We start from the raw sequence: 26,669 nt of genomic DNA on the forward strand, positions 1-26,669 counted from the left end.
TACCATGGCTAAAATTTCCATCAACCTGGCAACAGGCTCTCTGCAAAAGGAAGATATTATCGTAGGCATCGACCTCGGAACTACCAACTCACTTGTGGCTTTCATCGATCCGGATAAGAATCCGAAGGTGATCAATGATACCGGCAAGGGCGTTTTGGTGCCATCGGTGGTGCATTTTGGTCATGCGGATGAAATAACAGTAGGTAATGAAGCCAAAAATTACCTGATCACCGATCCGCAGAATACTGTTTTCTCTGTTAAGCGGTTATTGGGCCGTTCTTATCATGACATTGAAAACTATAAGGATTTCTTCTCCTACAAAGTAATAGACGACGATACTGAAAGCCTGGTGAAAATCAAGGTTGGAGATCGCTTCTATACCCCTATCGAACTTTCCGGTTTGATACTAAAAGAATTAAAAGAACGTGCTGAACATGCCCTGAAAACTCCGGTTAATCGTGCTGTGATTACTGTACCAGCTTATTTTAACGATTCACAACGCCAGGCTACACGCGATGCAGGTAAATTGGCCGGGCTGGATGTATTGCGTATCGTAAACGAACCTACAGCTGCAAGTTTAGCTTATGGTATCGGTTTAAATCCTGAGGAAACTAAAACAATTGCGGTTTATGATCTTGGCGGTGGTACATTTGATGTTTCGATCCTACAAATTCAAAACGGCATTTTTGAAGTATTGTCTACCAATGGTGATACCTTTTTAGGCGGTGATGATTTTGACCGTGCTATTGTAGATTACTGGGTTGAAAAGAATCAACTGAATAAAGCCGAATTAGCCAACAACCGCGAGCTTGCACAGAAACTGCGTTTGAAAGCTGAGGAAGCCAAAAAAGCGTTCGCTCATCAAAGTCTTTTCAATGAAAAGATTGGCGATATCTGGTGCACTATTGACCGTAACACCTTTGAACAACTGATATTACCAAAAGTTCAACAAACCATTCAGTGCTGCCACAACGCATTAAAAGATGCAGGTTTGGATATTGGCGACATCAACGAGGTGGTGATGGTAGGCGGATCAACACGCACTGCTTTGGTGAAAAAGATGGTATCCGATTTCTTCGCAAGGCCGGTCCATGATGATCTGAATCCGGATGAAGTAGTTGCTTTAGGAGCTGCTATTCAGGCGGATATTTTAGCCGGTAACCGTAAGGATATTTTGTTATTGGACGTTACGCCACTGTCCTTGGGTATTGAAACCATGGGCGGATTGATGGATGTGATCATCCCGCGTAACTCAAAAATACCTACCAAAGCAGGGCGTCAATATACCACATCCATCGATGGTCAGGTAAATATGAAGATCGCCGTTTACCAGGGCGAGCGTGACCTGATCAAAGAAAATCGTAAATTGGCTGAGTTCGATCTGAAAGGTATTCCAGCTATGCCTGCTGGCCTGCCTAAAGTAGATATCAACTTTTTACTGAATGCCGACGGCATTTTAAAAATACAGGCTATCGAACTACGCTCGGGCGTTAAACAGGAGGTTGAAGTAAAACCAACCTACGGTATCACCGACGACCAGGTTGAACAAATGCTGCTGGACAGCATTACGCACGCTAAAGACGATGTAGCCCAGCGAATGCTGATAGAAGCCCGAACCGAAGGTGAACAAATGGTATACACTGTTGAGCGTTTCCTGCAAAAAAACGCCGACTATGTATCCATTGCCGAGATCAGCGAAACACAAAAACTGGTAAACGAACTTAAAGAAGCCCTAACCAGCGGTGACAAAGACCTTATTCTGAAAAAAGTAGACTCAGTAAATGAATTCACACGTCCATTTGCTGAACGATTGATGGACCAGGCGATCAGTTCAGCTATGAAGGGCAAAAGTATCGAGTAATTGAAATAGAGATTTAGTTTTATTATATTTGATAAACTAAATCTTTATCATGAAAAGTATACCTAAAGCACTCCCGATTTTCTTAGTAAGCATTGTGCTCATTTTTATGAGCCTGCAATCATTTGCACAGCCTCGCGGTATGACCATGAACCAGGTTTATCGTGAAGTAAACAGGCAGACAATGAACCAGCAACTGAACATGCGAATGGCGATGAATACCAATTGGCGTAACAATCCTGGAACAGGCAGTGATAAATACACGGTCGTGTTTAAAGACAGCACCGTAAAAAAAGTGGTGTCTTTGATGTATACCGATACTGTATTGCATAAGAACTTCCTGGTTTTTGTAGATAAAAATTTCCCAAAATCAGACACGGCTCACAGATATCAAAAAATATATTCCGATAATACTAAATCTATATCCACAGACGATAAAGACACTTGGGGAGCTATACAATATGGAACGCCAAACGACAGCTGCTGGACATTTAAAGTGATTAGCGGCTCTTTAACAGTGTACGCCAGAACCGCAGGATACCTAATGCCTACCGGGCCTTATTCAAATGATTTTGACCTGTCAGCTATTACCGGCTTGCAATTAGATAACGGACCTATAGAAAAATTCAGCCCGGAAAATCTTGAAAAAATGGTAGGACAAAATCAAGACGCGCTTAATGACGTAAAAAAGAAAAAGTATTATAAAGCCGTTAAGAAATATAATCGCGACGCTGAAAAAGCTGCTGCAAAAAAATAAGTCCCCGTTTCCGGGGACTACATATTCTTTTACTTGTTAAGGGCTTCCTGCTCCTTCAAACCTGCAATATTGTTCTGGTTGTTATATTGGTCTGTCTTCTGGGCAAAATCTTCCAGAATTCCGGTTACTGCATCCAGGTTATCCGATACACGCTGGTGCATGTCAGGCAGGTCTTTCTCCAGGCGCTTATCGCCCAGGTCGATGTTGTCCACTTCTATTTTGGCTAACTTTTGTATAATGGCCTGCTGACTGTTTTTAAGATCCTCCAACTCATGGACAATCTTTTCCATCAACTCAAACTTTCTAATCTTATCCATAATTAAATCAATTGTTGTTTGATTAACAACCACAAATGGTGCATTTTGTTTATATCTCTTGTATTTTCAATTTAAAACTAATAATTTAGTTTAAATGAAAATATACATCTTATTGATCCTTTTAGTTAGCATTTTTATATCATCCTTCGCCCAGCAAAATGACAAATCCAGTGATGCTTTATTACTGGAATATTATCAGAATCAACGGTTTGCTGATGCTTTGGATTATTTGAAGAGAGCCTATCCAGAGCCAATTAATGATACCAAGACACTTTCCAGTCTCGCCTACACTTCACAAATGGCTGGCAAATTGGCCGATGCTGAAGGTTATTATTTGCGCATCTATCAAAAGGATTCAACCAGTGTGTTATTTAATTTAGGCAACCTCAATTTAAGGAGAGGCAACAATGCAAAAGCATTGGTTTATTTTAAAAAAATCCTTCAAAAAGACAGCACCAATTTCAATGTATACAAACAATTGGCTACTATATCATTCAATATAGGTGATTTGAAAGCAGACAGTAGTTACTTGCAGAAAGCGAACACAATTAACCCCGTCGACCCGGATGTGGCTGCTGATTTGGCGACTATCTTCATCAATCAAAAATCATATCCGAAAGCTGATACGGTAATATCAAAAGCACTTGAAGCAGATACGTCTAACTTTCTATTGCTGCATCAAAAAGCAATTGTCAATTACCGTTTGGAGAAATTTCCGCAGACGATTGCGATATGCCAGCAATTGATCCTTGGAGGTGCCACATCAAGCGATGTGATCAACATGCTCGGTATATCCTATTTCATGACAAAACGATATAAGGAATGTATTTCTGCATTTGAAATACTGGAGACCAATAAGACAGCAAGCGAGACATCTTATTATTACACCGCAATGAGCTACAAGGCGCTGCACGATCAGGATAAGGCAATCGCTTATTTAAACAAAGCGATCAAAGAAGCAATTTCATCAAACGTTAATTCCTATTATAGCGAAATGGGTGATTCATACGAGAAAACTCATGAATTGAAAAAAGCAGTAAATGCGTATCAAAAAAGTCTGTTGTACGATGATAAACCGATGATCACCTATTATGTACTGGCCAACCTGTATGATTCTGAGTTAAAGAATAAGGCCAACGCAGTGAAGTATTACCGGAAATACATCAAGGCCAATCCGCCACCAAAGCAGAGTACTTACTTGACTTATGCTAAATCGCGCTTAAAGGAGTTATCACGTTAGCATTGGCGCCCATTAAACGGGCCACATATTTGCCGATGATATCAAATTCCAGGTTAACGACCGACCCCACATTTACCTGCTGCAGGTTGGTATGCTCAAAGGTATATGGGATGATGGCTACTGAAAAACTGTTCTTTTTGGAGTTCACTACAGTCAAACTGATACCATTTACACAAATAGAACCTTTTTCTACAGTTACATTTCCAACTGCCGGGTCATATTCAAAAGTATATTCCCAGCTACCGTGCATCTCCCTGAACTCGGTACAAATGGCGGTCTGATCCACATGGCCCTGTACGATATGCCCATCCAGGCGGCCATTCATTTGCATACAGCGCTCCAGGTTTATCAGGTCGCCAACCTTAAGGTGACCAATATTTGATTTTTGCAGGGTTTCGTCAATAGCAGTTACCGTATGCTTACCATCAGACAAAGCAACCACAGTAAGGCAAACACCATTATGCGCAACCGATTGATCGATCTTCAATTCTGACGCGATGGGTGATGACACAGTAATATGCAGGTTACCCTGTTCGTGGCGAAGTTCGGTTACCTCTCCTAAAGTTTCTATAATTCCGGTAAACATATGATGCTATATTTTTGAACGACGAAGTTACAATGCAATCAAAATTGAATTGTCTGATTTATTTAAAATTACTGCCGATATCAAGGCGTTTATTCCGCAGATCAATACCGCCCTCTACTATCGATTTCAGATTAGCTAAATAAAACGTCCACCCTACCTGGCATTGAACTAACAAATTTTGAAGCGGATCGTTTTCCAGCGGAATATTTTCCTGTGTCAGCTCTAAAATAGTGAGTCCGTTTCTGCTCTCCAGGGAAACACTCACAACAGAACCACCGCTGAAGGTAAACTTCAAAAAATCAATGCTGTTCACTTCCATCACTTCGCCTTTTTCCATTGTGCTATCATCATATCCATGCCAGTACCATTCGTAAACGTCTTCTTTTGAAATGGACTCATGCGGTTCGCGCAACCTGCCGGCTATGGCGTAAAAATTGGCCTTACGCAAAAACCAGCTTTCCAGTCCCTCTGGTGTAGTCCACGCCTGGTAAATGGTGCGTACGTCAGTGTTAAAATCAGCTTTGATTGTGAATCGGGTCCAGTTATTATCGGCCATTTTGTTTTTCGGTTTGATAGTGAAACAAAAATAACAATTAAACTTTTGGCTTTTGTTAACTTGCTTTAAATCTATTTACCATGGCCAAACAAAGTGCTGGAATACTTCTTTATCGGATTGTCGACGGTCAATTACAGGTATTTTTGGTTCATCCCGGCGGACCGTTTTTTAAAAATAAAGACGAAGGGAGCTGGTCGGTACCCAAAGGTGAATTTGATGACAATGAAAATCCATTGGATGCTGCTAAACGCGAGTTTTTGGAAGAAACCGGACAAAGCATTAGCGGCAATTTTATTGAACTGACGCCTATTCAGCAAAAGGGAGGCAAAACCGTTTATGCCTGGGCTGTTCAGGGAGATATAGATCATGAAACAATAGTGAGTAACACTTTTGAGATAGAATGGCCTCCCCGATCGGGCAAGAAGCAGATGTTTCCGGAGATTGATAGGGCGGCTTGGTTTGATTTGGAGACGGTGAAGGTGAAGATTAATCCAGCGCAGGTTGGGTTGATAAACGAACTACAATCAAAAGGCATTTACTAAAACCATGTCATTTCGATGAGCAGGCGGGGGAAATGTGGACAGGGCGAAGAGAAAACTTATACGACTGACAAAGTCTACGAGCCGCTTGCATAAGATTTCTCCTCATCCCACTGCTTTGCCCATTGCCATTCGTCGAAATGACATAGCTTTTTTGATAATAATTTTTTTTAAAATAAAATTGCGCAAGTAAATACTTGCATATATATTTGCAAGCAAATACTTGCATAATGATAGCGCGAAGAGATGTATACCAGGCCATAGCCGACCCAACCCGAAGAGCAATTATCAATATGATTGCTGATCAACCGCATAATGTGAACTCGATTGCTGAGAATTTTGATATGAGCAGGCAGGCTATATCACTTCATGTTAAAATTTTAATGGATTGCGGGTTAATCATAGTTCAGCAACGCGGGCGGGACAGATTTTGTGAGGCAAAACTGGATCAGTTAAGTGAAGTGTCGGCATGGATTGATCAATACCGCAAGCATTGGGAAAGCAAACTGGATAGTTTAGAAAAATACCTGGAAGTACTTAAAAAAGAACGATATGGAAAGTAACACAAAAGACCGCGAACTTCGCATTACAAGAACATTAGATGCACCTGTAGAGTTAGTATGGGAAGTTTTCACAAAACCCGAGCACATCGCCAACTGGTGGGGACCAAATGGTTTTACCAATACCATTTATACCATGGATGTAAAGCCAGGCGGTGTATGGGATTTTGTGATGCACGGACCGGATGGAACCAACTATAAAAATAAAAGCATCTACAAAGAGATAGTGATGAACAAAAAAATAGTTTTCAATCACTTCAATCCCGATTTTACGACAACCATTGAATTTGAAAAACAGGGTGAGCAAACACATATAAGCTGGCATATGCTTTTCGACTCCGCAGAAGAGTTTATCCAGGTGGTGAAAACCTTCAAAGCAGACGAAGGACTAAAACAAAACATCGTAAAACTGAACGCATACTTAACAGGTTTGAAAAAATGACCTTTAACGGCTTATCAATCAACTTTAAATTATTTACGTTCATCGCTTTATTTCTTGTTGCAGCAGAAATACCGGCGAAGGCGCAAAAAACCAATCCTATGGAAACAATAAAAACATCCGGCTATGCACCGGTAAACGGCATCAATATGTATTATGAAGTTTATGGCGAGGGAACTATACCGTTGGTATTACTCCATGGCGGCGGTTCAACAATTGAGGTTACCTTCTCTCACATATTGCCCATATTTTCAAAGCGCAACAAGGTAATAGCAGTCGAACTACAGGCACACGGCCGCACAAGCGACCGCAATTCGCCTGAATCTTTTGAGCAAGATGCAGACGATGTCACCGCCTTGCTTAAATACCTGAAAGTTGATAAAGCCAACATCCTGGGTTTTAGTAATGGAGGTACGACCACTTTGCAGATCGCTATCAGACATCCTGAAATAGTGAATAAAATTATTGCAATTGCCGGTGCTTATCAGAGAGACGGATTTTTTCCCGGATTTTTCGACGGATTTGAAGGGGCCACTATTGATAACATGCCTGCGCCACTTCAGGAAGCTTTTTTAAAGGTAAACCCCAATAAAGATAAATTGCTGAATATGTTTCATAAGGATGTAGAGCGAATGAAAAACTTCAAAGACATTCCGGATGATCTTATTCGCGGCATAAAAGCACCGGCGCTTATCATTGTAAACGATAAAGATGTAATGCCGGTAGAACATGGCGCAAAGTTGTCACGCATGATCGTGGGAGCACAACTGGCGGTATTACCCGGTATACATGGGGTCTGCCTGGGTGAAGTCACTACCTGGAAACCCGGCAGCAAACAACCGGAGGCGACAGCGATATTGGTTCAGGAATTTTTGGATGAGTAAATAAAAAGAAAGATACACGGGAAGGTGTCATGCTGAGTTGTAAAATCCCGACGCCTCTAAAGGAGAGATGACATAGGAGCGCTGTCACACTGAGCTTGTCGAAGGGTATGCGGACAAAGGCCTTTGCACCGCACTTCGACAGGCTCAGTGTGACACCCCCTTTTAATTATTGAGCACATAGTAGGCGCGATGCATTGCGTCTCTACTAATTATTTATAGTTCCCTGCGGTTTTTTACCCAATCCGATACATCACTATCGATTGTCTGAACGGATGTACCATTCGTTTTTTTTCCCAGCAATTTCTCCATCACAATAGCGGCAATAAGGGCTTCATCATCTGATGCTAAATGTAACACCTCCGGAGTAAAATATTTCTTCACAAAATGTGTATCAAAATTACCTGAGATAAAAGCCTCATGCTGCATTACAAACTTTCCGAAACCGAGCGTGGTCGTAATACCAGTGATATCATACTCACCAATAGCCCGTATCATTCGCTCAATGGCTTCTGCCCTGTCTTTTCCATAAGTGATCAGCTTGGCGATCATCGGGTCATAGTAGATCGGTATTTCCATGCCCTGCTCAAAGCCATCATCCACACGTACGCCGGGGCCTTTTGGCGTTACATAAGTTTGCAGCGTGCCAATATCCGGCAGGAAATTATTTTCAGGGTCTTCTGCATATACTCGCAACTCGATAGCATGTCCTTTTATTTCCAGGTCTTCCTGTTTAAAACTGATCGGTAAGCCTTTGGCAATATTGATCTGCTCCTTTACCAGGTCGACGCCTGTAATTAATTCTGAAACCGGGTGTTCTACCTGCAAACGAGTATTCATCTCCAGGAAATAGAAGTTCAGCTGATCATCCATAATAAACTCCACCGTACCTGCACCAGTGTAGTTTACCGATCTGGCCACATCCACCGCACAACGCCCCATTTGTTCACGTATCTCGGGAGTAAGAACTGCCGAAGGCGCTTCCTCTATCACTTTCTGGTGGCGACGCTGTACCGAGCAATCACGCTCAAATAAATGTACGATATTGCCATGTGTATCGCCCAAAACCTGTATTTCAATATGCCTTGGTGACGATACATATCGTTCTATAAAAACTGATCCATCACCAAATGCGGAAGTTGCTTCTGAAACGGCCAGGTGCATTTGTTCTTCAAAATCTTCTACCCTATCCACTATGCGCATTCCCTTACCACCGCCACCTGCTGCTGCTTTTATCAGGATCGGGAAACCTACTTCAACTGCACGGTTCTTAGCATCCGCAATGTCAGAAATTGCTTCTTCAGTTCCCGGCACCATTGGGATATTATATTTTAAGGCCGCCGCTTTGGCTGATAGCTTATTGCCCATCACTTCCATCGCTTCAGGTGAAGGACCGATCAGGATCAAACCCGCCTCTCTTACCATTCGTGCAAAGCCTGCATTTTCAGAAAGGAATCCGTAACCGGGATGTATCGCCTCGGCATCTGTTTTGCGGCAAGCGTCAATGATCTTTTCACCAACAAGATAGGATTGATTGGAGGGCGCTTCGCCAATAAAAACGGCTTCATCGGCATAGCGAACGTGTAAAGCATTTCGATCAGCAGCTGAATAAACGGCCACCGTTTTTATTCCCATCTCGCGCGCCGAACGCATTACTCTTAACGCGATCTCGCCGCGATTGGCTACCAGGATTTTCTTCATCCTAGCAAATGTATAAGATTTGCGCTGATTTAAAACAAGACTATTTTAGATGAGCAACTACCACGCCTACCAATTCTTTCAGGTAAAATGTCCAGCCCGACATTACTCCTATATCCGGTACCAAAGAACCCCAAAAGCTGAATTTTTCATTTCCAGTTATCGCTCCGCTTGGTTGCGCTATAACATCCAGGCCTTCTTTTTTGAAAATGTATTCAGCGCGCCTCATATGCCAGGCCGAAGTAACCAGCAAATAAGGTGGCGACAAATGCTTTTGCTGTAATAGCTTTTTTGAAAACGCAGCATTTTCAAACGTATTCCGCGACTCATGTTCGATCAGTATGGCACTATCGGGTACCCCAAGTTGTTTCAATACTCCCTCTGCCCAAATCGCCTCTCTGAAGCTGCTGGCCTGCAGATTGCCATTACCACTACTGATCAGGATGTGCGATGCTTTATTTTGTCCCCTTAGTTGCATGCCTTCAATAAACCTATCGGAATAGCTGTTAAAAACACCGTTCCCATTTTTATCTTCACCGGAGAATCCGCCCAAAACAATCGCTGCGCTATATATTTTGCTTTTCTCCAAAGGCTCTGGATATACATCCCAATTTTTGGCAAACAGGTATAGCAGCAACGGACTGCTGAAAATGATAAATAAAGCAATGGCAATTGTAAAACACTTTTTCTTCCGCTTCGGTCGCCTGGTGAATATGGCGATCAACAAAAAGACCAGTATCCAATTGAGCGGAAACAATGCAAACATCAGGACTTTGGATAATATGAAGTACATTATACCGGCAAATGTATCATTATCACTAAAATATTACAGGCAATGTGATGCATTTTTACCATCTTTAGTTGATCCGAAAACTATATTACAATCATGACCGAATCTCTTGTATTTAAAGAAGCTCCGAAACGACTGCTTTCCATCGATGCCATCAGGGCATTAACCATGTTATTGATGATATTTGTTAACGACCTGAGTGGCGTTAAAGGCATTCCCGAGTGGATCGATCATGCCAAACGCACCGAAGATGCGATGGGCTTTGCCGATACCATTTTCCCTACGTTTTTGTTCATTGTGGGTTTATCTATTCCGCTGGCATTAGACCGTAAATTTCAAAAGGGCCATTCAACCCAGGCCATCCTCTTCGCCATTATATCACGGTCGTTTGCTTTGATCGTAATGGGCTTTTTTCATGTTAATTTGGAAGAATATGGCAAAACGTCTATTCTGCCCGAAGCTGTGTGGGAAATACTGATTACACTCGCGTTCTTCCTGATCTGGCTCGATTATCCGGCTACCATGAATAATGTAAAAAAATACTTCCTGGTAGGCTTCGGATGGCTCATTTTATTGTTAATGGCATTTTTGTACGTTGGCCGGGAAGGCAATAGCATGGAGCCGCATTGGTGGGGTATTTTAGGTTTGATTGGTTGGGGTTACCTGGTTTGTTCGCTGATCTACTTCTTCGCCAAAGGTAATATGACAGCTATGATCATCGCATTCCTGGTGTTTGCGGTTATTAATATACTGGGTCATGGTAAATGGCTCAGGCTGCATTTATGGGTGATTCATGATGGCTCGACTGAGTTTTCTGTTATGGCGGGTGTCGTTATTTCCTTATGGTACGCCCGGATGGTGAAGAAAGGATTTAATACTGCTTTGTGGTTAAAGCTTTTTATAGCCGGATGCCTCGCTATCGCTGTAGGCTTTCTACTACGCCCCTATACGGATGGTATTTCCAAGATCAGATCTACACCGGCGTGGATACTTATTTGTATAGGCATTTCTACTCTGGTTTTTGAGCTGATGATATACCTGGTGGATTTTAAAGGCAAAAAGGACTGGTTTAAATTGATCTGGCCTGCAGGTACTGCCACGCTGACCTGTTACCTTATCCCTTATTTTCAGATTGGTTTTTATAACCTGGTTCATTTCCATTATCCGCATTTCCTAAACTATGGCTGGGGCGGGTTCTTGCGGTCATGGGCAGTGGCATTTATAGTAGTGATCATTGGCGGGTTTTTAGAGAAGAAAAAATTGAAATTGAAGGTATAATGTAATAGTCCCATGAACAAATTCATTCAGGCAATCAAAAGTTTGGACCTGCCTCTACTGGAGCAGATCATCCAAACTGAGCCTAAATGGATTGCTTGGGCCGAAGAATATGGGAAAAATGGACTGCATTACTTAGGCGCTGTACCTATTGCTTCGCATCCTGAAAAGGCAGATACCAGCCTGGATATACTCAAACTATTCCTGAAAAGCGGGATGGATATCAATTCCATTCACCTAATCAAAGGTGGGTGCGACGATTTTCCAGCGACGCCATTATGGTATGCCTATACCCGTGGCCGAAATGAAAAGGTCTGGAAATACCTTTTGGACCAAGGGGCCGATCCTGAAAACTGCATGTATGCCATAGCCTGGTACGACGATGCCGAGGCTGCAGCAATATTCAAAAAACACGGTGCAAATATTGAAGGCTCAAACAAAATGGATAGCCCGTTTTTTGCTGCATATAATTGGAAACGCTATAACGTGGCCGAATGGTTCCTGCAAAATGGAGCGGATGTAAATTTTGCCGATGCAAAAGGCAATACGGCATTATATTATGCGGTGAAAAGAAAACTAAAAAGCGAGCAGTTAGAGTTGTTGTTGCGGTTTGGGGGCGATTTCAACAAGAAGAATAACGAGGGCATTTCGCCCAAAATGCTTGCTGAAACAAACCGGCAAAGAAACATTTTGAAATTATTTTCCTGAAAAAATCCCTGCCCGCACACAGGCGGGCATGGGATTTTTGTGATTGGGTAAAGAACATATCTATTATTAATCTTACCTATAACAGATCACGTACTTCTACGTCATTTTTGCCTCTAAAGTTTTCGTATTAAGTTCAAAAAACACTGTTTTTGAACTCATTTAGGCCATTTTTGCTTTAGTTGATTAATGTAAAAGGCTAAGATACAACGGGTAAGTCTGGTTAAACTTTTTTTAATCTAAACTTAAAATTAGTTCCATAAATTTCAGATCGAGCCAGCGCCCGAATTTAAAACCCACTTCTTTGAAGTGCGCCACCTCAACAAAACCAAACGACTGGTGCAGTCGATAGCTTACTTCGTTCTCGCCATCTATCCCGGCGATCATTGCATGCAATTTCATTTCTCGCGCACGGTCAATTAAAGGCTGTAGCAGCAATTTGCTTAACCCTTTACCGCGATGATCTACATGCACATAAACCGAGTGCTCCACCGTATACCGGTAGCACGGCCAGACACGAAAATGGCCAAAGGTGCTAAAGCCAATGACTTGTCCGCCAAATTCAGCAACAAAAACCGGGAAACCATTAGTGATCCTGTCATTATACCAGGCCAGGCGCATTTGCAAAGTATGAGGCTGTTCACTATAGACAGAAGTAGTATTGATGATTGCATGATTATAAATATCCAGAATACCGGGAAGGTCATTAGCCACCGCGTTGCGGATTATCGGGGAGAGATCAGTCATGAAATAAAATTACACAAACCCTGATAAAAAGAAAACGCCCCTAAAAGGAGCGTTTTCATCTATCTTAACAAATCCGAAATCGTAATTCCGAAATCCGAAATTATTATTGTCCTGGAGGCGGAGGCGAACCCGCACCACCCGAAGGAGGGCCGCCCGGACCGCGTTGTCTTTCAGGAATTTTGATATCAGGATGTGATGTACCGTGGTGGCAGGTATAGCAGTTGACGCTGCTTTCCATCACCATGCCCAGCGAATCTTTTTCAGCTTTGAAGAATTTCTTGTTGATCTTCGAGGTCATGGCAAACATGTGACGTGCCATATTCTTTTCAGGCTTTGCATCGCTTGCGAAATCCATTTTTTTGGTATCCTCGTTGCGCACATGGCAAAAATTACAATGCACACCTAATGAGGTTGCCCACATATCCATAATGTGGTCAAGATCTTTATGGGAAATATTTTTTGGTAATACCTTGAGGTTTTCCGCCTTAGGCGGAGGACCCTGTTGCGGCATAGAAGCAGCTATGCCCAATGCCATTGCGCCGAAAAGACCGGCGGTGATGGCTAATTTTTTGCTGATCATCATAAGGGGTTGAATTATGGAACTAATATATAAATACCTGACAAATAAATGACAATTTGTAATACAAAAAATACGGTTAAACATCCGTTTTGTTTTTCTCAGCCGTTAATTTTTCGCTGATCTCCCACAACCGTTGCCTTGCAGCTGTATCATCAGCTATTGGCGCCGGTTTATCTACCTTACATTTCTTAAAATAAAGACCACTTTTTGATTCCAGTCTTAACTCGGTGGCCAGATAGATAGTTGTCTCCGCTCCTTTCTCCGGTGTTATCATAAATAATTTCATAAAGCCTACTACGAATTTCCCGAAGCCTTTTACACCATCCCAGATATTGGTATTAACTACACCCGGATGCAAGGCATAGGATACAATGCCATCCTGCTTATATTTTTCGGCCAATGATTTGGTGAAATAGATATTATATAGTTTACTTACGCCATAAGCTTTCATTACTTTATAAGGTGTTACCTCCCATTTCAGGTCATCAAAATTTGGTTTGGCCGAGCGGTGCGCTTCAGAACTTACATTGATAATGCGCGCCTGTCCTTTTTTGAGTAAAGGCATCAGACTTTCGGTTAATAGAAAATGTCCGAGGTGATTCACTTGAAAAGTCATCTCAAAACCGTCTTTGGTAAACGTTCGTTCCAGAAAAGCATGACCAGCATTATTAATCAGGATATTGATGGCGAATAATTTCCCATTTAGCTCAGCAGCTGCATTACGCACGCTTTGCAGATCGGCCATATCGCATTCCAACACGTAAATGTTCTTATTACCACTCGCTGTGATGATCTCCTGCTTCACCTGCTCCCCTTTTACGGTATTGCGAACCAGCATATAAATAGCATGGCCTTTCTTTGCTAATTCCAGGGCGGTTACTTTTCCGATACCAGATGTTGCGCCAGTGATTACTGTGGTTATTGCGGCCATATTTCATAGATTTTATGCAAGTTAACACACTGCAACATCTATTTGATTTGATTAGAGAAATTTAATTTGTTAAAAAATATAAAATAATTTGCATTATTACGAAATGTTCGTAGATTTACGAAACAATCGTAATTGAGATGGAAAAATTAACCAAACAGGAAGAAGAAGCAATGCAGGCTGTATGGCAATGCGGCTCAGGATCGGTAAAGGATTTCCTTGATGCCATGCCTGAACCGCAGCCTCCCTACACCACATTGGCATCAACCATAAAGAACCTTGAGCGCAAAGGTTTTGTAAGCAGCGAAAAGGTGGGCAATAGCTACCGCTATGTTCCGGCTATTAAGGAAGAAGAATACAAAAAGCGCTTTATGAACGGTTTTGTGAGTGATTACTTCCAAAATTCTTATAAGGACCTGGTCACGTTTTTCGCAAACGAGAAGAAGATCAGCGCCAGCGACCTGAAAGAGATTATCAACCTGATTGAAAACCCTAAAAAGTAACAGTCATGCCAGCATTATTTTTGTTTCTGTTCAAAGTGAATATGGCCCTAGTGCTGTTTTGCCTCGGCTATTATTTGGTGCTGCGCCACCTTACTTTTTATACCCTCAACAGGATATACCTAGTAACGGCCATTATTTTTTCGACCCTTTATCCTAAGATCAACCTGTCAGATTTTGTTCAGCAGCATCAACAATTAACGGAACCAGTACAAACCGTGATGCTCAGATGGGAAACACCAGCTAAAAACCTGGTAAAACCGCTGTATCAGCCTAACTACTGGCAATGGGTGGAGGTGATCTTCTGGGCGGGTGTGATCCTATTCGCCGCACGAATGGTCATTCAATTAATTTCACTATTACGATTATACCGTCGCTCGCAACCGGGACAGATCGACGAGCATAAAGTGCGTCTGCTGAAAGACGATATCGGCCCGTTCTCGTTCTGGCGAAGCGTCTACGTCAATCCAACCAAATTATCGCCTGCTGAATTGAAGAATGTGCTTCAGCACGAACAAATACATGTAAGCCAGTGGCACACGCTCGATTTATTGCTGGCCGAATTAAGCACCATCTTCTACTGGTTCAACCCCGGCGTTTGGCTGATGAAAAGGGCCGTACGCGAAAATCTTGAATTTATTACTGATCGAAAAATATTACAGAAGGGCGCCGACAGCAAGGAATATCAATACAGTTTGGTAAGCGTAAGCCTTGCTGCCATGCCCAACAGTATTGTCAATCATTTTAATATCTCAACCATTAAAAAACGTATCATCATGATGAATGCAAAAAGATCACCGGGCTATAACCTTACCCGCTATGTATTCCTTGTACCCGCAGTTGTTGTTCTTCTGCTCACTTTCAGCCTGTCAAAAGCCGAAGTTGCCAAACATACTTTTAAAACTATCGCTTCCGCAATAAGCCATGTTGCAATTGTTAACAGCAATGAGAATTCGGTTAAAAGATCAGCTGCCACTACGATAACCCGTACAAAACCAGTTGTAACCAAAACGTCAGCTAAAAAGGCAACTACTTATGCTGACACTATTTACTCAGCCAGGGCAAAAAATGGCAGAAAATCGTTTATGGTAACTGCCGATACCAGCCCGGATTCAATAAATTACGTATTGAATGGCCAAAAATCAAGCAAAGACGAAGTAAAAGCAATAGACCCTGAACGCATAAAAAGCATCGAATTAATGAATGCCGAAAGTGCGAAAGAATTTTACCCTGAACTGGATAACGACAGAAAGGTAATGTTCGTAACTACCGAAGATTCTGAAGCAGGAAAAAAGCTGAAAGAAAAAATGGATAAAACCATGCGCCATGGCGCTATTGCTAATAATATATCGATAAATGACGATTCGGATATAGCGCCAACATCAGCTAGGGGTACCACAATGGCTTATTCCATTAACAGTTCATCTTCTGATGATGTTTCAGTAAACGGGGAAGGCAGCAAAAATGTAAACGCTGTAACAATAGTCGGTGTTAATCCTAAGGTAACTACTAAAGTTTCTGCAAACGGTAAAAGCTATGTTTACGTTAAAGCTATGCCCAAAACAAATGTGGTAGTAAGTGATGATGTTGCGCCTGAAGTGGTTACCGTACAAGGCTATAAAAGATTAGTAACTCCGGATGGCAAGCCGGAAAAAATATACGTGAGCAAATTCACCCCTGATAACGATCAATTGACCATTAATAGTGGAGGTAAGCCCTTATTTATCATTGACGGCAAAGAGGTAAAAAGTATAAATAATCTTAATCCGAATGACATAAAATCAATCACCGTTTTAAAGAATGGAACCGCTGAGAAAAAATACGGAGACAAGGGCAAGAATGGTGTTATTGAGATTCATACTAAGAAGGGAAAATAGTTGATTATGTTAAGTGGTTGATTAAGTTGAATGTGTTTTAACTTAATCAACTAATAATAGATCAGTTAATAGTTTACTCCAACTAACTCGCTTCGGCGAGTTTTTTTGTTTCTATAAAATTATACAAGGTCGACACTATCAACTGTAAATCACATCCTCACTTTTATTTTATTATTTCAGAAAGCAGAAATTTTTAGCAATATTTAAAACCACATTAAACTTTATCTCCAATGGGAATATTTGATTTTTTAAAACCTAATTCAGGCAAAGAATTTGTTAATGAAAGAGCGTTTGACAAAAACCGCACTTTGCAAATGCAAATGGCACCGAAGACACTTGAGCAACTCTATAAGTATGACGTTACAGAAGAAAAAGAACTTAAACTAGAGTTCTTCTTTTATACAAACACTGCCGAAAAGGCCGAATATTTTGCAACAGAATTGGAAAAATTAAATTATTCAGTTCATCATGGTATTTCAGCGAGCAATAAAAAGCTTTTCATAATAACCGGTTGGACAAATAAAATAAAAATGGCGGATGATATCGTTGCCAATTGGACTGAAAGAATGTGCGAAATCGGTTACGAATTTGATTGTGAATTTGACGGTTGGGGAACAAATCCAAACCAAGACTAGGGTAAAGTTTGCCTTTTCGAAAAATATTAAATTTATATCGCCTAAACAGACACTAACTCGCTTCAGCCAACTTTTCATTTTCCAGAATTTCCATCAGTGCTTTTTCCGCCAGGTTCAATTCGGCTGTGTTTACGTCTTTGCTTTTATCCAGTTCTGAAATATATTTAAATATCGTCCCCTCTTCATAGCTTTTGATCACTGTTGGATGCACGTAATACTTTTTACAAACCGCACGAGTATTACCCAGGTTGATAGCAACTTCGTCCAGCACGCTTACAATCTTCTTTTTACATTCAGTGATGGTTTCAAATTCACCTGCTTCTTTAATTGCGTACAATGCGCTAACGCTACCCGCCCAGGTACGGAAATCTTTGGCGGTAAAGTCTTCTCCGGTGATATCTTTTAAATAGCGGTTCACATCTTCCGAGCCGATTGAGCGCTTGTTGCCTTCCTCATCAAAATATTGAAAAAGCTCTTTGCCGGGTATATCACGGCATTGCTTTATCAAACGTGCTAGTTTACGGCTATGAAGAGCGACCTTTTGATAAACACCCTTTTTGCCCTTAAACTCAAAGTTGATATACGAACCGTCGATTTTAACATGCTTATTCATCAGCGTAGTGAGCCCGTATGAGCCATATAATTTTTTGTACGACTCGTTCCCTACCCTGATGCTGGTCAGTTCCATTATGCGGATCACAAGCGCTACTACTTTATCGTGATCGAGGTTATGACGGGCCAGGTCTTTATCTACCTGCTTACGAATGGCGGGCAGGTATTCGGCAAACAAACGCAAATGATAATATTTGGATTGATTACGCAGTTTGTTCCATTCAGGATGATAACGGTATTGCTTTCGCCCCGCGGCGTCTGTTCCGGTAAATTGCAAATGTCCGTTCTCATAAGGTGATATCCAAACGTTGGTATAAGCCGGCGGTATAACCAATCTATTGAAGCGATGGATCAATTCTTTATCGTTAACCAGCTTACCATCGGCATCATAAAAAGCAAACCCTTTGCCCGATTTCTTCCGGGTATATCCTGGCATTGAGTCCGCCACATATCGCAACCCGGCTGCTTTGGCGGTGATCTTCGGGTCTCGCCCTATTTTTTCCAGCTTCTTTAAAATACGGTTCATTGATGCTACAACAGGACTATTAAACTTTAAGTTTTGATAATATGACGATCACGGCATATTGTGGTATATTTGAGAAGCATGCAATTAATACCCATCAAAGAACACCTGGAGGAAAACCCGGAATTTACCGCTCACGCGGATTGCCAGGAAAGTATTTACATGTGCGTTGATTTTTACAAACGGGTTGGCTATAACCCGCCCTGGATATGCTACTATGTACAACAAGAAGGCAACCTGGTTGCCGCGGCTGCCTTTAAAGGTCAACCATTGAATAACAAGGTAGAAATAGCCTACGGTACTTTCCCACAATATCAGAAGCAAGGCATCGGTACACAAATAGCCCAAATGCTGGTTCAGCTTTCACTTCAAACCGATCCATCTATCCGCATCACCGCACAAACATTAAAAGAGGAAAACTATTCGGTTCGTATCCTCCGCAAAAACAATTTTCAACTGATTGGCACTGCTATAGATGAAGATGAAGGAGAGGTATGGGAATGGGAGTACTTTAGTTAATTAGAGATTAGTTGATTAGAGATTAGTTTTATCACGCCACGTATTCACTAATCTCTAATCTTTAATTAACTAATCTCTAATCCACAACTTTACTCTCCCCTGACTGTTCTATCCCAACAAAAAACTCAATTTTACGGTAAATCAATCCAACACTTATGAAATACAACTTTTTAGGGAACACCGGGCTGGTGGTGTCCGAACTTTGCTTTGGTACAATGACTTTTGGCGGCAACGGAGGCATTTGGGAGAACATCGGCAAGCTTCAGCAGGATGGCGTAAATGAACTGATGAGAACGGTAGTCGATTCAGGCATTAACTTTATCGATACGGCCAACGTTTATTCCTTTGGTCAATCGGAAAAGCTACTGGGTCAATCCATTATCGATCTCGGTCTTAACCGCAACGAACTGGTAATAGCTACCAAAGTTCGCGGCCGTATGGGCGAAGGCAAAAATTATGTGGGCCTATCGCGTTACCATATTTTCCAGTCAGTAGATGAGAGCTTACAGCGCTTGCAGATGGATCATATTGACATTCTGTATGTGCATGGCGTCGACCCAAAAACGCCGGTTGAAGAAACCATGCGGGCATTGAATGATATTGTTCTTACCGGTAAAGTACGTTACATCGCTGTTTGTAACTGGCCGGCATGGATGGTAATGAAAGCCTTGGGTATAGCTGACAAACATGGTTGGAGCAAGTTTGTGGGTTTACAATATTATTATTCGCTGGCCGGTCGTGATATTGAGCGTGAGGTTGTACCGCTGGCATTGGATCAGAACATAGGTATCATGCCGTGGAGCCCATTAGCTGGCGGATTTTTATCTGGAAAATATACCCGTAATAACGAAAAAGCAGGCGACTCACGCAGAGATGTTTTCGACTTCCCTCCGGTGAACAAAGAAAGAGCCTATGATATTATCGATGTGATCACCGAAGTGGGCAAACAGTATGGCGTCTCGGCTGCTCAGGTAGCTTTGGCCTGGGTGCGTTTGCAAAAAGACGTTACCAGCACCATCATCGGTGCTAAAAATCCGGATCAATTGCTGGATAATGTAAAGTCGACCGAATTGGTTCTTTCAGAAGATGACCTGAAACGCATCAACGAAGTAAGCGCCCTGCCACGTGAATACCCGGGCTGGATGGTGGAAAGGCAATCGGCGGATAGGGAATTGAAGTAGGAAGGCCGAGGTCGGAAGTCAGCCTAAATATATCATGTCATTTCGACGAACAGAAGGGGATTGTGGCTCAGGGTGAGGAGAAATCTTATACGATATACAAAGTTCGCTATGCAAGTTGTATAAGATTTCTCACCCGCACCCATCGCATGACCCATTCCGCGGGTTCGAAATGACATAATTATTTACTCTAAAGCTCACTCAAAACTTTCACTACATACTCTACCTGATCCGGGTGAACATCCAAATGCGTTACAAAACGGATGCGGTGCGTATCGGTAGAGCTTGCCTTGATGCCTTTATCGAATAGTTTCTGCAATACATTGGCGGCAGGCTCAACAGTATCAAACAAAACGATATTGGTATCGGCAGGTAATACGTTTTTCACCCGGTTGCATTGTTGTAGCTGCTCTGCCAAGATGCGGGCATGAGCATGGTCTATCTTTAATCTTTCTACGTGGTGATCTAACGCATAAATACCGGCGGCTGCCAAAAAACCTGCCTGACGCATTCCGCCGCCAAATACCTTACGTATACGTCGCGCATATTTGATAGTAGCCTTATCAGCAAGTAATACTGAACCTACAGGAGCGCCTAGTCCTTTGGAAAGACATACCGAAATGCCATCAAAATATTTTCCGTAATCAACAGCCTTATCGCCAGTGTGAGTTAGTGCATTGAAAATACGGGCGCCATCCAGGTGCAATTTAAGTCCCCTATCGCGGCAAAGCTCAGCTATCGGTTTGATATCGTCCAGCGTATAGCAGCTGCCCCCGCCTTTGTTCACCGTATTTTCCAATACCACCAAACTCGTATGCGGATAGTGGATATTTTCGGAATTGATCTCCGGTTCGATCATTTCAGCAGTAATGCGGCCACGGTCGCCATTTAATAAACGTGTTGATACAGCCGAGTTAAAAGCGATGCCTCCGCCCTCGTACCGGTATACATGCGCAGTTTGATCGGCAATCAGTTCGTCCAGTGGCTGCGTAAAGCATTTGATAGCGATCTGGTTAGTCATCGTTCCTGAAGGGCAAAATAATCCGGCTTCCATGCCGAACATTTTGGCGGCTTTTTCTTCCAGCGCATTGACGGTTTCATCCTCGCCAAAAACATCATCACCCACCTTTGCGCTCCACATGGCTTCCAGCATGCCCGGCGTGGGTTTTGTAACAGTATCGCTTCTTAAGTCAACCAGCATATGATATAGGTAAAATTTACGTTATTTTGTATTAAATCGATTATGCGCTCAATTTTAATCATTTTATTCTGCATGCTGATCGCTGTATCAGCAAAATCACAAAAATGGCAGCCCGGGTCATTTACCGATATCAAAGGTAATAAGGTAAGCGGACTGATCCGCGAGAATCCAACTAATAAGGGCCCTATCAAAGACGAAGGATACATTGAGTTTAAGGATAACAGCAAGGCCAATCCATATAAACTCAGCGCAAGCGATTTGAAATCGTTTATGATTGGTCGTGACAGTTTTGTGGTGGCCCATGCACCGGGCAATTCTAACTGGAGCAAAAAAGAGCTTGACTTTGTTCAGGTGGCGCTGGACGAAGAAACAAAACTTTACGTAGCCGATGTGGCTACAGGCGGTGGTGGCGGAGGCGGGCTTGGCTCACGGGTTCAGCCTGAATTTGGCGGAGGTATCGGTACGGGCGGGTATAGCGGCGTTGGCGGTGGCGTGGGTATCAATCTCGGTGGTGGCGGAGGAAAAGGCAAAGTGATAACCACTTTTTACTATGGCACTAACACTGCAACCATGCAGCAGTTAACCCCCATCAACTTTAAAGATGTGATGAGCGACATTATGGGCGACGAACCGGATGTGGTAGATAAGATACAATCAGGGCAGTATAATATTTATAACATGGCTAAATTGATCGCCTATTTTGAGCAGGTGAAGGCGGCGCATAAGCAGCAGTGATTGAGTTGTTTCAGGGGACTACAACCTTAAGAACTTATACTATCAATATGCTTAAGGATATGTCTCAGTTTAGTTAATCTATTAATTTGTTCATTTTTCAATTCGGTTATGAACTGAATATCCCTTATTAAAGTCATGAACTTTTCTTCGCCTAAATAACCTGTTAATGCAATATCAACAGCCAATCGATGTGTGTTTAGATCACCATCTACACCGTCAATTAAAATATCCATTGCAAATGTGTTATCTTCAAATTGGTATAAGACATATTCCCAATCAGTGGTGTCGACAAAAATATCTTCGTTTTTTTCATTTTTCATTTCCCATTTCCCCTCCCACTCTTTTGGAGGTTTTGATGAAAAGAATTTCCAGCCTCTGCAAATTGGTGCTGAACTAACTATTTCCATGGTAAATTCAAGTTTTTTATCGTCCAAATTGGGTGAAATAGCGAAATAATAATTGGACTTGTCAACCGGGCCAATCTCCCAATCCAATTTGCCCAAAAGGCTTACATGTGTATCAATTTGATCTAGGAGATCGCGTCTCGTTACATTTTCAAAAAGGTCATCTGATATGGATTCAAACCATTTCCAAAATTTTCTGATTCGAGCATTTAAATCTTTTTCCTTCATCATTCTTTTTTGCTCCCACGAGTGTGCAACTCGTGGTTTTCGTTAATTAAGCTTTCAGCTTAACCATCAAGGCTTTGCATACGCATCCGACAAGACCAACTGCTCCTCCTGCAAAGATTCTTTAGTAGTAAAATCCTTAAACAGCAACTCCCACGAGATCATCAGCCATACCACAATACATGGCCATGCTTTGATTGAGTATTTGGCGATGATATCCTGGCGGATGGGTTTCGGCATGGCGTCAGTAAGGCCAAGACCAGTTACAACCAACAGTAAAACGATTAATATAATATTGGTTGTGGTAAAAGGTTTCTGCTGTATCAGCATCCACAACATAGCCCCTACTACTGCGATAATAAAAGTAGGGTGCTCGGCGCCGGTACTGAAGATCACCACCATAATGAGGGATGTAGCCAATATCTGCAGCCTGAATTTATAAGATTGAAACTGCTTAAACCGCAACAACGGTAAAACAAAAATAATAGCCCCTGCTATCAGGAATGGCAGGTTAGGAACATGCACATTACCCGTTAAACGTCTTACAACACCCATCACACACATATCCTGCGAGGTATTAAGACCAGTATTCAGTGTACTCTTGGCACTCAGCGCTTCCATCCATTGATGATAGGACTGTATCACAAATGAAGGGCTTGACACAATCATCGGTGCAAAGAACAGCACTACGGCCCAAACGAAAGTCCAAATAACAAACCGCTCCTTATGCTTTGAAAACAGGAAAAACGCTAGTCCGACAACCGGGTATAATTTCACCAACGTTCCCGCGACGATCAGCAAAGTCGCCCATCGTTCTTTTTCCTTCTCGATCAGCATAAAGCTGATTACGATCACTGCCGTTATCATCGGGTTAAACTGCATGTAAAAGATGGAGTTGGCAAACTCGATGGCGCAGAGCAGCAGCATGGTTGTTTTGCGTTTATTATCCAATGGCAGCATGCTTACGGCGAGGATCACCGCTAATGCATTGCACACCTCCCATAGGAAAAACCCCACAGCCTCCGGCGGAACAGCAAATGGGGCCACAAATAGTGTGAATAAAGGCCCATAATAATAGATATCGCCGTATTCTTTGGGGTAAGCGGCATACAAATTTAGATGTGCACGGGCATGATACCACGAATCCCGGAAGATGAGGTAATTATTATCAATATGCCTGAAATATTTAAGCTGCCAGGTAAAAATGGCCACTGCCACATATAAAATGCACGTCCATTGATAGCCTGTTAACCAGAGGATTTTTTTTGTCATAGATCAAGGATGGTTCAAATGTAGTACTTTAGAAATGAACCCGGAAAAGGTGAAAGGATAAAGGTAAAGGGTGAAAGGTCAATAGTAAATATTTAAATGTTTTCTCAACAATAGTTGCCTTTTATCTTTATCCTTTCGCCTTTGACCTCCTTAAATATTTTGCGCTATCACAAAGCCGCTTGCCCAGGCCCATTGAAAATTGTAGCCTCCCAGCCATCCTGTTACATCCACGCATTCGCCGCCGAAAAATAGGCCGGGGACTTTTTTTGCCTCCAAAGTTTTGGATGACAGCTCGTCTGTAGATACGCCTCCGCGCATTACTTCGGCTTTATCGTAACCTTTATCCCCTGCCGGTTTTACTTTGAATTCGTGGATTAATACTGAAATCTTTTCCAGTTCAGCATTAGTTAATGAAGCCAGGTTTTTATCAGCCGGTAAGCGGTCACTTATTGCTTCGGCGAATTTGCGGGTGAATAAAGTTGATAGAAAAGCGAGAAGCATCTTTTTGCCGTTCACTTCGCGTTCTTGTTGTATTAGTTCAGTGATGTTTTGATGGGGCAACAGATCGATATAAATCCATTCTCCCGGTCGCCAATACGATGATATCTGCAATATAGCCGGGCCACTCAATCCCCAATGCGTAAAAAGAATATTCTCCTCAAAGCTTGCCTTATCATTCCAGACACGGCAAAACAAGCTATTGCCAGATAACCGTGCGTACCAATCCTGATCTTTCCCGGTTATGGTAAGCGGCACTAATGCGGGAGCTGCTTCGGTCACTTTCAACCCAAATTTCCGGGCTATGCGCAAACCTAAATCTGTTGCACCCATTTTGGGAATTGGGAGCCCTCCGGCAGCCATTACTACTTTGGGGGTAATCAGTTTTTGTTCCTTTCCATTTCTAATGGCATTAACTGAAAAATCATCTCCAGCCTTTTCAATACCTGTAACCTCTGCATCGCACCAAATCTCTTGCCCAAAATCATTACAAAGATTGGTAAATACATTCACCACATCTTTGGCCTTATCGCTTACCGGGAAAAGCTGTCCCAAAGTTTTCTCCTTCCCTATGATGCCGTAAGTCTCAAAAAAACTAATAGTGTCCTCAACCGACCATTGCGCAAAAGCCGACTTACAGAAATGCTCATTCTGGGAGATAAACTGCTGTGGCGAGGCATACAGATTAGTATAATTACACCGTCCGCCCCCGCTGATCAGGATTTTTGCACCGGGGCGATCATTCTTTTCTAATACCAAAACACGTTTGCCAAGGTACCCCGCCTGAACGGCGCACATTAGTCCGCAGGCACCGGCACCGATTATTATTGCGTCAAAGTCTGTTAGTTTTGCTAAATTTGTAGTCATGCAAGGGGTTTCGCAAATATCAGAATTTGGCAAGATACTCATCTTTCTTATCGTAGGAATTTTGATGGTCGCCGTAGCATTTTTTGCATCGCGTCTAATCGCCCCTAAAAATCCGACACCAGAAAAGCTGACCTCTTATGAGTGCGGCGAAGAAACTGTCGGCAGCGCATGGGTTCCATTCAATTCAAGATTTTATGTTATCGCACTCATTTTCTTGTTGTTCGATGTGGAAATGGTCTTCATTTTGCCATGGGCAACTGTATTTGGCAATCATGAGGCAGCAAAGATGGACAACCGCTGGGGATGGCTATCGCTGACTGAAATGTTTATCTTTTTGGGCATACTGATATTAGGACTGGCATATGTTTGGGTAAAAGGCGACCTCGACTGGATAAAACCGAAACCCGTTAAACCTGTTGTAAGTACACAGGTGCCCGTTTCATTATACGAAAAGCTAAATATGCAGCAAAGTGCGTATGCAGTAAAAGAATTCAGCCTTGAAACTGCTACAACTCAAGCTGCTACAACCAGTACAACTAATACAACCACTACAACCGACATCCCACCCCCAATAAGAAAACCGATGTTCAAACCAACTTTTAAAAAGCCCGGCAATGAATCCTGAAAATATGAATGAAAGCGGCGGTGTGGTAGTGACCAAAATGAATGATCTGCTCAATTGGGCTCGGTTGTCGTCCATTTGGCCATTGAGCTTTGGTATTGCCTGCTGTGCCATTGAAATGATGGGTTCGTTTGCGTCAACTTATGATATGGACCGCTTTGGCGTGTTCCCGCGTCCATCCGCCCGCCAGGCTGATGTGATCATCATAGCCGGTACAGTCACCTTTAAAATGGCTGAACGTATCAAACGCTTGTATGAGCAAATGCCTGAGCCTAAATATGTAATATCGATGGGTTCCTGCTCTAACTGCGGAGGCCCTTACTGGCAACATGGGTATCATGTGGTAAAAGGCGTAGATCGGGTTATACCTGTTGATGTTTATGTGCAGGGCTGCCCCCCACGTCCTGAGGCATTGATCGGCGCGATCATCGAATTGCAAAAGAAAATAGAAGGCGAAAATCTTTTTGGTAAAAGCAAAGCAAGTACTGAGGTTGCTTAAATAAGCTTATATGCCTATCTTCATCGGGTAAATAAATTACCTATGA

At 42.4% G+C, this 26,669-nt stretch carries 30 protein-coding genes; 17 read left to right on the forward strand and 13 right to left on the reverse strand.

Annotated features, from left to right (window positions below; all coding sequences use genetic code 11):
* The first annotated feature begins 4 nt into the window (after positions 1-4).
* A complete protein-coding gene (gene hscA, locus VIM89_RS02455) occupies positions 5-1,861 on the forward strand; it encodes a Fe-S protein assembly chaperone HscA (protein WP_488154538.1) in 1,857 nt (618 codons plus the stop codon).
* Positions 1,862-1,910: 49 nt separating this feature from the next.
* The gene (locus VIM89_RS02460; protein ID WP_488154539.1) at positions 1,911-2,615 is read left to right on the forward strand and encodes a hypothetical protein; all 705 of its coding nucleotides are present in this window, start codon (positions 1,911-1,913) and stop codon (positions 2,613-2,615) included.
* 29 nt (positions 2,616-2,644) lie between these two features.
* Here VIM89_RS02460 and VIM89_RS02465 read toward each other — a convergent pair whose 3' ends face one another.
* Positions 2,645-2,932, reverse strand: coding sequence for a hypothetical protein (locus VIM89_RS02465; RefSeq protein WP_488154540.1), 288 nt, complete (start codon positions 2,930-2,932; stop codon positions 2,645-2,647).
* A gap of 94 nt (positions 2,933-3,026) precedes the next feature.
* Between VIM89_RS02465 and VIM89_RS02470 the strand changes: the two genes are divergently transcribed.
* Positions 3,027-4,172, forward strand: coding sequence for a tetratricopeptide repeat protein (locus tag VIM89_RS02470; protein WP_488154541.1), 1,146 nt, complete (start codon positions 3,027-3,029; stop codon positions 4,170-4,172).
* Here VIM89_RS02470 and VIM89_RS02475 read toward each other — a convergent pair.
* Entirely contained in the window at positions 4,141-4,758 is a 618-nt protein-coding gene (locus VIM89_RS02475; RefSeq protein ID WP_488154542.1) for a riboflavin synthase, read from the reverse strand. The genes VIM89_RS02470 and VIM89_RS02475 overlap by 32 nt on opposite strands.
* Before the next feature lie 58 nt (positions 4,759-4,816).
* Positions 4,817-5,314 carry an SRPBCC family protein gene (locus tag VIM89_RS02480; protein WP_488154543.1) on the reverse strand — a complete coding sequence of 166 codons (498 nt, stop codon included), beginning with the start codon at positions 5,312-5,314 and terminating at the stop codon, positions 4,817-4,819.
* Positions 5,315-5,394: 80 nt separating this feature from the next.
* Here VIM89_RS02480 and VIM89_RS02485 point away from each other — a divergent pair, with 80 nt between their 5' ends.
* The 4 genes from VIM89_RS02485 to VIM89_RS02500 all read left to right on the forward strand — a co-directional run bounded on the left by VIM89_RS02485 (position 5,395) and on the right by VIM89_RS02500 (position 7,736).
* The gene (locus VIM89_RS02485; RefSeq protein WP_488154544.1) at positions 5,395-5,856 is read left to right on the forward strand and encodes an NUDIX hydrolase; all 462 of its coding nucleotides are present in this window, start codon (positions 5,395-5,397) and stop codon (positions 5,854-5,856) included.
* 227 nt (positions 5,857-6,083) lie between these two features.
* Positions 6,084-6,416 carry an ArsR/SmtB family transcription factor gene (locus tag VIM89_RS02490; RefSeq protein ID WP_488154545.1) on the forward strand — a complete coding sequence of 111 codons (333 nt, stop codon included), beginning with the start codon at positions 6,084-6,086 and terminating at the stop codon, positions 6,414-6,416.
* Complete coding sequence (locus tag VIM89_RS02495; protein ID WP_488154546.1) at positions 6,406-6,855, forward strand: SRPBCC family protein; 450 nt, start codon at positions 6,406-6,408, stop codon at positions 6,853-6,855. The genes VIM89_RS02490 and VIM89_RS02495 overlap by 11 nt, the downstream gene beginning before the upstream one ends.
* Positions 6,856-6,953: 98 nt before the next feature.
* Positions 6,954-7,736, forward strand: a complete 783-nt coding sequence (locus VIM89_RS02500) for an alpha/beta fold hydrolase (protein ID WP_488154547.1) — start codon at positions 6,954-6,956, stop codon at positions 7,734-7,736.
* Between the two features lie 213 nt (positions 7,737-7,949).
* Here the strand turns inward: VIM89_RS02500 and accC are convergent, their stop codons facing one another.
* Together accC and VIM89_RS02510 are read right to left on the reverse strand one after the other, a co-directional pair.
* On the reverse strand, positions 7,950-9,434 hold the full coding sequence (accC, locus tag VIM89_RS02505) for an acetyl-CoA carboxylase biotin carboxylase subunit (protein ID WP_488154548.1): 1,485 nt from the start codon (positions 9,432-9,434) through the stop codon (positions 7,950-7,952).
* Between the two features lie 40 nt (positions 9,435-9,474).
* Complete coding sequence (locus VIM89_RS02510) at positions 9,475-10,224, reverse strand: YdcF family protein (protein ID WP_488154549.1); 750 nt, start codon at positions 10,222-10,224, stop codon at positions 9,475-9,477.
* Positions 10,225-10,317: 93 nt separating this feature from the next.
* Here VIM89_RS02510 and VIM89_RS02515 point away from each other — a divergent pair, with 93 nt between their 5' ends.
* Both VIM89_RS02515 and VIM89_RS02520 read left to right on the forward strand, forming a co-directional pair.
* The gene (locus VIM89_RS02515) at positions 10,318-11,499 is read left to right on the forward strand and encodes a DUF5009 domain-containing protein (RefSeq protein WP_488154550.1); all 1,182 of its coding nucleotides are present in this window, start codon (positions 10,318-10,320) and stop codon (positions 11,497-11,499) included.
* A gap of 12 nt (positions 11,500-11,511) precedes the next feature.
* Entirely contained in the window at positions 11,512-12,204 is a 693-nt protein-coding gene (locus VIM89_RS02520) for an ankyrin repeat domain-containing protein (protein ID WP_488154551.1), read from the forward strand.
* Between the two features lie 231 nt (positions 12,205-12,435).
* On the opposite strand, the gene VIM89_RS02525 is transcribed toward VIM89_RS02520, so the two are convergent.
* From VIM89_RS02525 to VIM89_RS02535, 3 genes are all read right to left on the reverse strand, one after another.
* On the reverse strand, positions 12,436-12,948 hold the full coding sequence (locus VIM89_RS02525; RefSeq protein WP_488154552.1) for an N-acetyltransferase family protein: 513 nt from the start codon (positions 12,946-12,948) through the stop codon (positions 12,436-12,438).
* A 103-nt stretch (positions 12,949-13,051) separates the two neighbouring features.
* Positions 13,052-13,531: a c-type cytochrome gene (locus VIM89_RS02530; protein ID WP_488154553.1), complete on the reverse strand. Its 480-nt coding sequence runs from the start codon at positions 13,529-13,531 to the stop codon at positions 13,052-13,054.
* A 73-nt stretch (positions 13,532-13,604) separates the two neighbouring features.
* Positions 13,605-14,459 carry an SDR family oxidoreductase gene (locus VIM89_RS02535; RefSeq protein ID WP_488154554.1) on the reverse strand — a complete coding sequence of 285 codons (855 nt, stop codon included), beginning with the start codon at positions 14,457-14,459 and terminating at the stop codon, positions 13,605-13,607.
* A gap of 137 nt (positions 14,460-14,596) precedes the next feature.
* Between VIM89_RS02535 and VIM89_RS02540 the strand changes: the two genes are divergently transcribed.
* From VIM89_RS02540 to VIM89_RS02550, 3 genes are all read left to right on the forward strand, one after another.
* A complete protein-coding gene (locus VIM89_RS02540) occupies positions 14,597-14,959 on the forward strand; it encodes a BlaI/MecI/CopY family transcriptional regulator (protein ID WP_488154555.1) in 363 nt (120 codons plus the stop codon).
* A 5-nt stretch (positions 14,960-14,964) separates the two neighbouring features.
* The gene (locus tag VIM89_RS02545; RefSeq protein WP_488154556.1) at positions 14,965-16,833 is read left to right on the forward strand and encodes a M56 family metallopeptidase; all 1,869 of its coding nucleotides are present in this window, start codon (positions 14,965-14,967) and stop codon (positions 16,831-16,833) included.
* A gap of 230 nt (positions 16,834-17,063) precedes the next feature.
* On the forward strand, positions 17,064-17,468 hold the full coding sequence (locus tag VIM89_RS02550; protein WP_488154557.1) for a ribonuclease E inhibitor RraB: 405 nt from the start codon (positions 17,064-17,066) through the stop codon (positions 17,466-17,468).
* 52 nt (positions 17,469-17,520) lie between these two features.
* Here VIM89_RS02550 and VIM89_RS02555 read toward each other — a convergent pair whose 3' ends face one another.
* On the reverse strand, positions 17,521-18,606 hold the full coding sequence (locus tag VIM89_RS02555) for a DNA topoisomerase IB (protein ID WP_488154558.1): 1,086 nt from the start codon (positions 18,604-18,606) through the stop codon (positions 17,521-17,523).
* Positions 18,607-18,684: 78 nt separating this feature from the next.
* Here VIM89_RS02555 and VIM89_RS02560 point away from each other — a divergent pair, with 78 nt between their 5' ends.
* Complete coding sequence (locus VIM89_RS02560; RefSeq protein ID WP_488154559.1) at positions 18,685-19,122, forward strand: GNAT family N-acetyltransferase; 438 nt, start codon at positions 18,685-18,687, stop codon at positions 19,120-19,122.
* Positions 19,123-19,277: 155 nt separating this feature from the next.
* The gene (locus tag VIM89_RS02565) at positions 19,278-20,303 is read left to right on the forward strand and encodes an aldo/keto reductase (protein ID WP_488154560.1); all 1,026 of its coding nucleotides are present in this window, start codon (positions 19,278-19,280) and stop codon (positions 20,301-20,303) included.
* 187 nt (positions 20,304-20,490) lie between these two features.
* On the opposite strand, the gene VIM89_RS02570 is transcribed toward VIM89_RS02565, so the two are convergent.
* Positions 20,491-21,501, reverse strand: a complete 1,011-nt coding sequence (locus tag VIM89_RS02570; protein WP_488154561.1) for a threonine aldolase family protein — start codon at positions 21,499-21,501, stop codon at positions 20,491-20,493.
* 42 nt (positions 21,502-21,543) lie between these two features.
* On the opposite strand from VIM89_RS02570, the gene VIM89_RS02575 reads away from it, so the two are divergent.
* Entirely contained in the window at positions 21,544-22,236 is a 693-nt protein-coding gene (locus VIM89_RS02575; protein WP_488154562.1) for a hypothetical protein, read from the forward strand.
* A 26-nt stretch (positions 22,237-22,262) separates the two neighbouring features.
* Here VIM89_RS02575 and VIM89_RS02580 read toward each other — a convergent pair whose 3' ends face one another.
* The 3 genes from VIM89_RS02580 to VIM89_RS02590 all read right to left on the reverse strand — a co-directional run bounded on the left by VIM89_RS02580 (position 22,263) and on the right by VIM89_RS02590 (position 25,502).
* Positions 22,263-22,871, reverse strand: a complete 609-nt coding sequence (locus VIM89_RS02580) for a hypothetical protein (RefSeq protein ID WP_488154563.1) — start codon at positions 22,869-22,871, stop codon at positions 22,263-22,265.
* A 63-nt stretch (positions 22,872-22,934) separates the two neighbouring features.
* Positions 22,935-24,137, reverse strand: a complete 1,203-nt coding sequence (locus VIM89_RS02585) for a glycosyltransferase family 87 protein (RefSeq protein ID WP_488154564.1) — start codon at positions 24,135-24,137, stop codon at positions 22,935-22,937.
* A 150-nt stretch (positions 24,138-24,287) separates the two neighbouring features.
* On the reverse strand, positions 24,288-25,502 hold the full coding sequence (locus VIM89_RS02590) for a BaiN/RdsA family NAD(P)/FAD-dependent oxidoreductase (protein ID WP_488154565.1): 1,215 nt from the start codon (positions 25,500-25,502) through the stop codon (positions 24,288-24,290).
* On the opposite strand from VIM89_RS02590, the gene VIM89_RS02595 reads away from it, so the two are divergent.
* On the forward strand, positions 25,501-26,127 hold the full coding sequence (locus VIM89_RS02595) for an NADH-quinone oxidoreductase subunit A (RefSeq protein WP_488154566.1): 627 nt from the start codon (positions 25,501-25,503) through the stop codon (positions 26,125-26,127). The two genes, VIM89_RS02590 and VIM89_RS02595, sit on opposite strands and share 2 nt — an antisense overlap.
* Positions 26,117-26,623: an NADH-quinone oxidoreductase subunit B gene (locus tag VIM89_RS02600; protein ID WP_488154567.1), complete on the forward strand. Its 507-nt coding sequence runs from the start codon at positions 26,117-26,119 to the stop codon at positions 26,621-26,623. Before VIM89_RS02595 ends, VIM89_RS02600 begins: the two co-directional genes overlap by 11 nt.
* Positions 26,624-26,669 lie beyond the last annotated feature (46 nt).

Origin of the sequence: Mucilaginibacter sp. (assembly GCF_036568825.1) — a bacterium.
Classification (GTDB): domain Bacteria; phylum Bacteroidota; class Bacteroidia; order Sphingobacteriales; family Sphingobacteriaceae; genus Mucilaginibacter.

Excerpts from the sequence above, each read along its gene's own strand:
- VIM89_RS02530 (WP_488154553.1), bottom strand. The coding sequence starts at position 13,531 with ATGATGATCAGCAAAAAATTAGCCATCACCGCCGGTCTTTTCGGCGCA.
- hscA (WP_488154538.1), top strand. The coding sequence starts at position 5 with ATGGCTAAAATTTCCATCAACCTGGCAACAGGCTCTCTGCAAAAGGAA.
- accC (WP_488154548.1), bottom strand. The coding sequence starts at position 9,434 with ATGAAGAAAATCCTGGTAGCCAATCGCGGCGAGATCGCGTTAAGAGTA.
- VIM89_RS02500 (WP_488154547.1), top strand. The coding sequence starts at position 6,954 with ATGGAAACAATAAAAACATCCGGCTATGCACCGGTAAACGGCATCAAT.
- VIM89_RS02565 (WP_488154560.1), top strand. The coding sequence starts at position 19,278 with ATGAAATACAACTTTTTAGGGAACACCGGGCTGGTGGTGTCCGAACTT.
- VIM89_RS02590 (WP_488154565.1), bottom strand. The coding sequence starts at position 25,502 with ATGACTACAAATTTAGCAAAACTAACAGACTTTGACGCAATAATAATC.
- VIM89_RS02585 (WP_488154564.1), bottom strand. The coding sequence starts at position 24,137 with ATGACAAAAAAAATCCTCTGGTTAACAGGCTATCAATGGACGTGCATT.
- VIM89_RS02495 (WP_488154546.1), top strand. The coding sequence starts at position 6,406 with ATGGAAAGTAACACAAAAGACCGCGAACTTCGCATTACAAGAACATTA.
- VIM89_RS02575 (WP_488154562.1), top strand. The coding sequence starts at position 21,544 with ATGCGCTCAATTTTAATCATTTTATTCTGCATGCTGATCGCTGTATCA.
- VIM89_RS02525 (WP_488154552.1), bottom strand. The coding sequence starts at position 12,948 with ATGACTGATCTCTCCCCGATAATCCGCAACGCGGTGGCTAATGACCTT.
- VIM89_RS02535 (WP_488154554.1), bottom strand. The coding sequence starts at position 14,459 with ATGGCCGCAATAACCACAGTAATCACTGGCGCAACATCTGGTATCGGA.
- VIM89_RS02520 (WP_488154551.1), top strand. The coding sequence starts at position 11,512 with ATGAACAAATTCATTCAGGCAATCAAAAGTTTGGACCTGCCTCTACTG.
- VIM89_RS02510 (WP_488154549.1), bottom strand. The coding sequence starts at position 10,224 with ATGTACTTCATATTATCCAAAGTCCTGATGTTTGCATTGTTTCCGCTC.
- VIM89_RS02465 (WP_488154540.1), bottom strand. The coding sequence starts at position 2,932 with ATGGATAAGATTAGAAAGTTTGAGTTGATGGAAAAGATTGTCCATGAG.
- VIM89_RS02550 (WP_488154557.1), top strand. The coding sequence starts at position 17,064 with ATGGGAATATTTGATTTTTTAAAACCTAATTCAGGCAAAGAATTTGTT.
- VIM89_RS02490 (WP_488154545.1), top strand. The coding sequence starts at position 6,084 with ATGATAGCGCGAAGAGATGTATACCAGGCCATAGCCGACCCAACCCGA.
- VIM89_RS02460 (WP_488154539.1), top strand. The coding sequence starts at position 1,911 with ATGAAAAGTATACCTAAAGCACTCCCGATTTTCTTAGTAAGCATTGTG.
- VIM89_RS02480 (WP_488154543.1), bottom strand. The coding sequence starts at position 5,314 with ATGGCCGATAATAACTGGACCCGATTCACAATCAAAGCTGATTTTAAC.
- VIM89_RS02595 (WP_488154566.1), top strand. The coding sequence starts at position 25,501 with ATGCAAGGGGTTTCGCAAATATCAGAATTTGGCAAGATACTCATCTTT.
- VIM89_RS02580 (WP_488154563.1), bottom strand. The coding sequence starts at position 22,871 with ATGATGAAGGAAAAAGATTTAAATGCTCGAATCAGAAAATTTTGGAAA.
- VIM89_RS02540 (WP_488154555.1), top strand. The coding sequence starts at position 14,597 with ATGGAAAAATTAACCAAACAGGAAGAAGAAGCAATGCAGGCTGTATGG.
- VIM89_RS02600 (WP_488154567.1), top strand. The coding sequence starts at position 26,117 with ATGAATCCTGAAAATATGAATGAAAGCGGCGGTGTGGTAGTGACCAAA.
- VIM89_RS02515 (WP_488154550.1), top strand. The coding sequence starts at position 10,318 with ATGACCGAATCTCTTGTATTTAAAGAAGCTCCGAAACGACTGCTTTCC.
- VIM89_RS02560 (WP_488154559.1), top strand. The coding sequence starts at position 18,685 with ATGCAATTAATACCCATCAAAGAACACCTGGAGGAAAACCCGGAATTT.
- VIM89_RS02485 (WP_488154544.1), top strand. The coding sequence starts at position 5,395 with ATGGCCAAACAAAGTGCTGGAATACTTCTTTATCGGATTGTCGACGGT.
- VIM89_RS02470 (WP_488154541.1), top strand. The coding sequence starts at position 3,027 with ATGAAAATATACATCTTATTGATCCTTTTAGTTAGCATTTTTATATCA.
- VIM89_RS02555 (WP_488154558.1), bottom strand. The coding sequence starts at position 18,606 with ATGAACCGTATTTTAAAGAAGCTGGAAAAAATAGGGCGAGACCCGAAG.
- VIM89_RS02570 (WP_488154561.1), bottom strand. The coding sequence starts at position 21,501 with ATGCTGGTTGACTTAAGAAGCGATACTGTTACAAAACCCACGCCGGGC.
- VIM89_RS02545 (WP_488154556.1), top strand. The coding sequence starts at position 14,965 with ATGCCAGCATTATTTTTGTTTCTGTTCAAAGTGAATATGGCCCTAGTG.
- VIM89_RS02475 (WP_488154542.1), bottom strand. The coding sequence starts at position 4,758 with ATGTTTACCGGAATTATAGAAACTTTAGGAGAGGTAACCGAACTTCGC.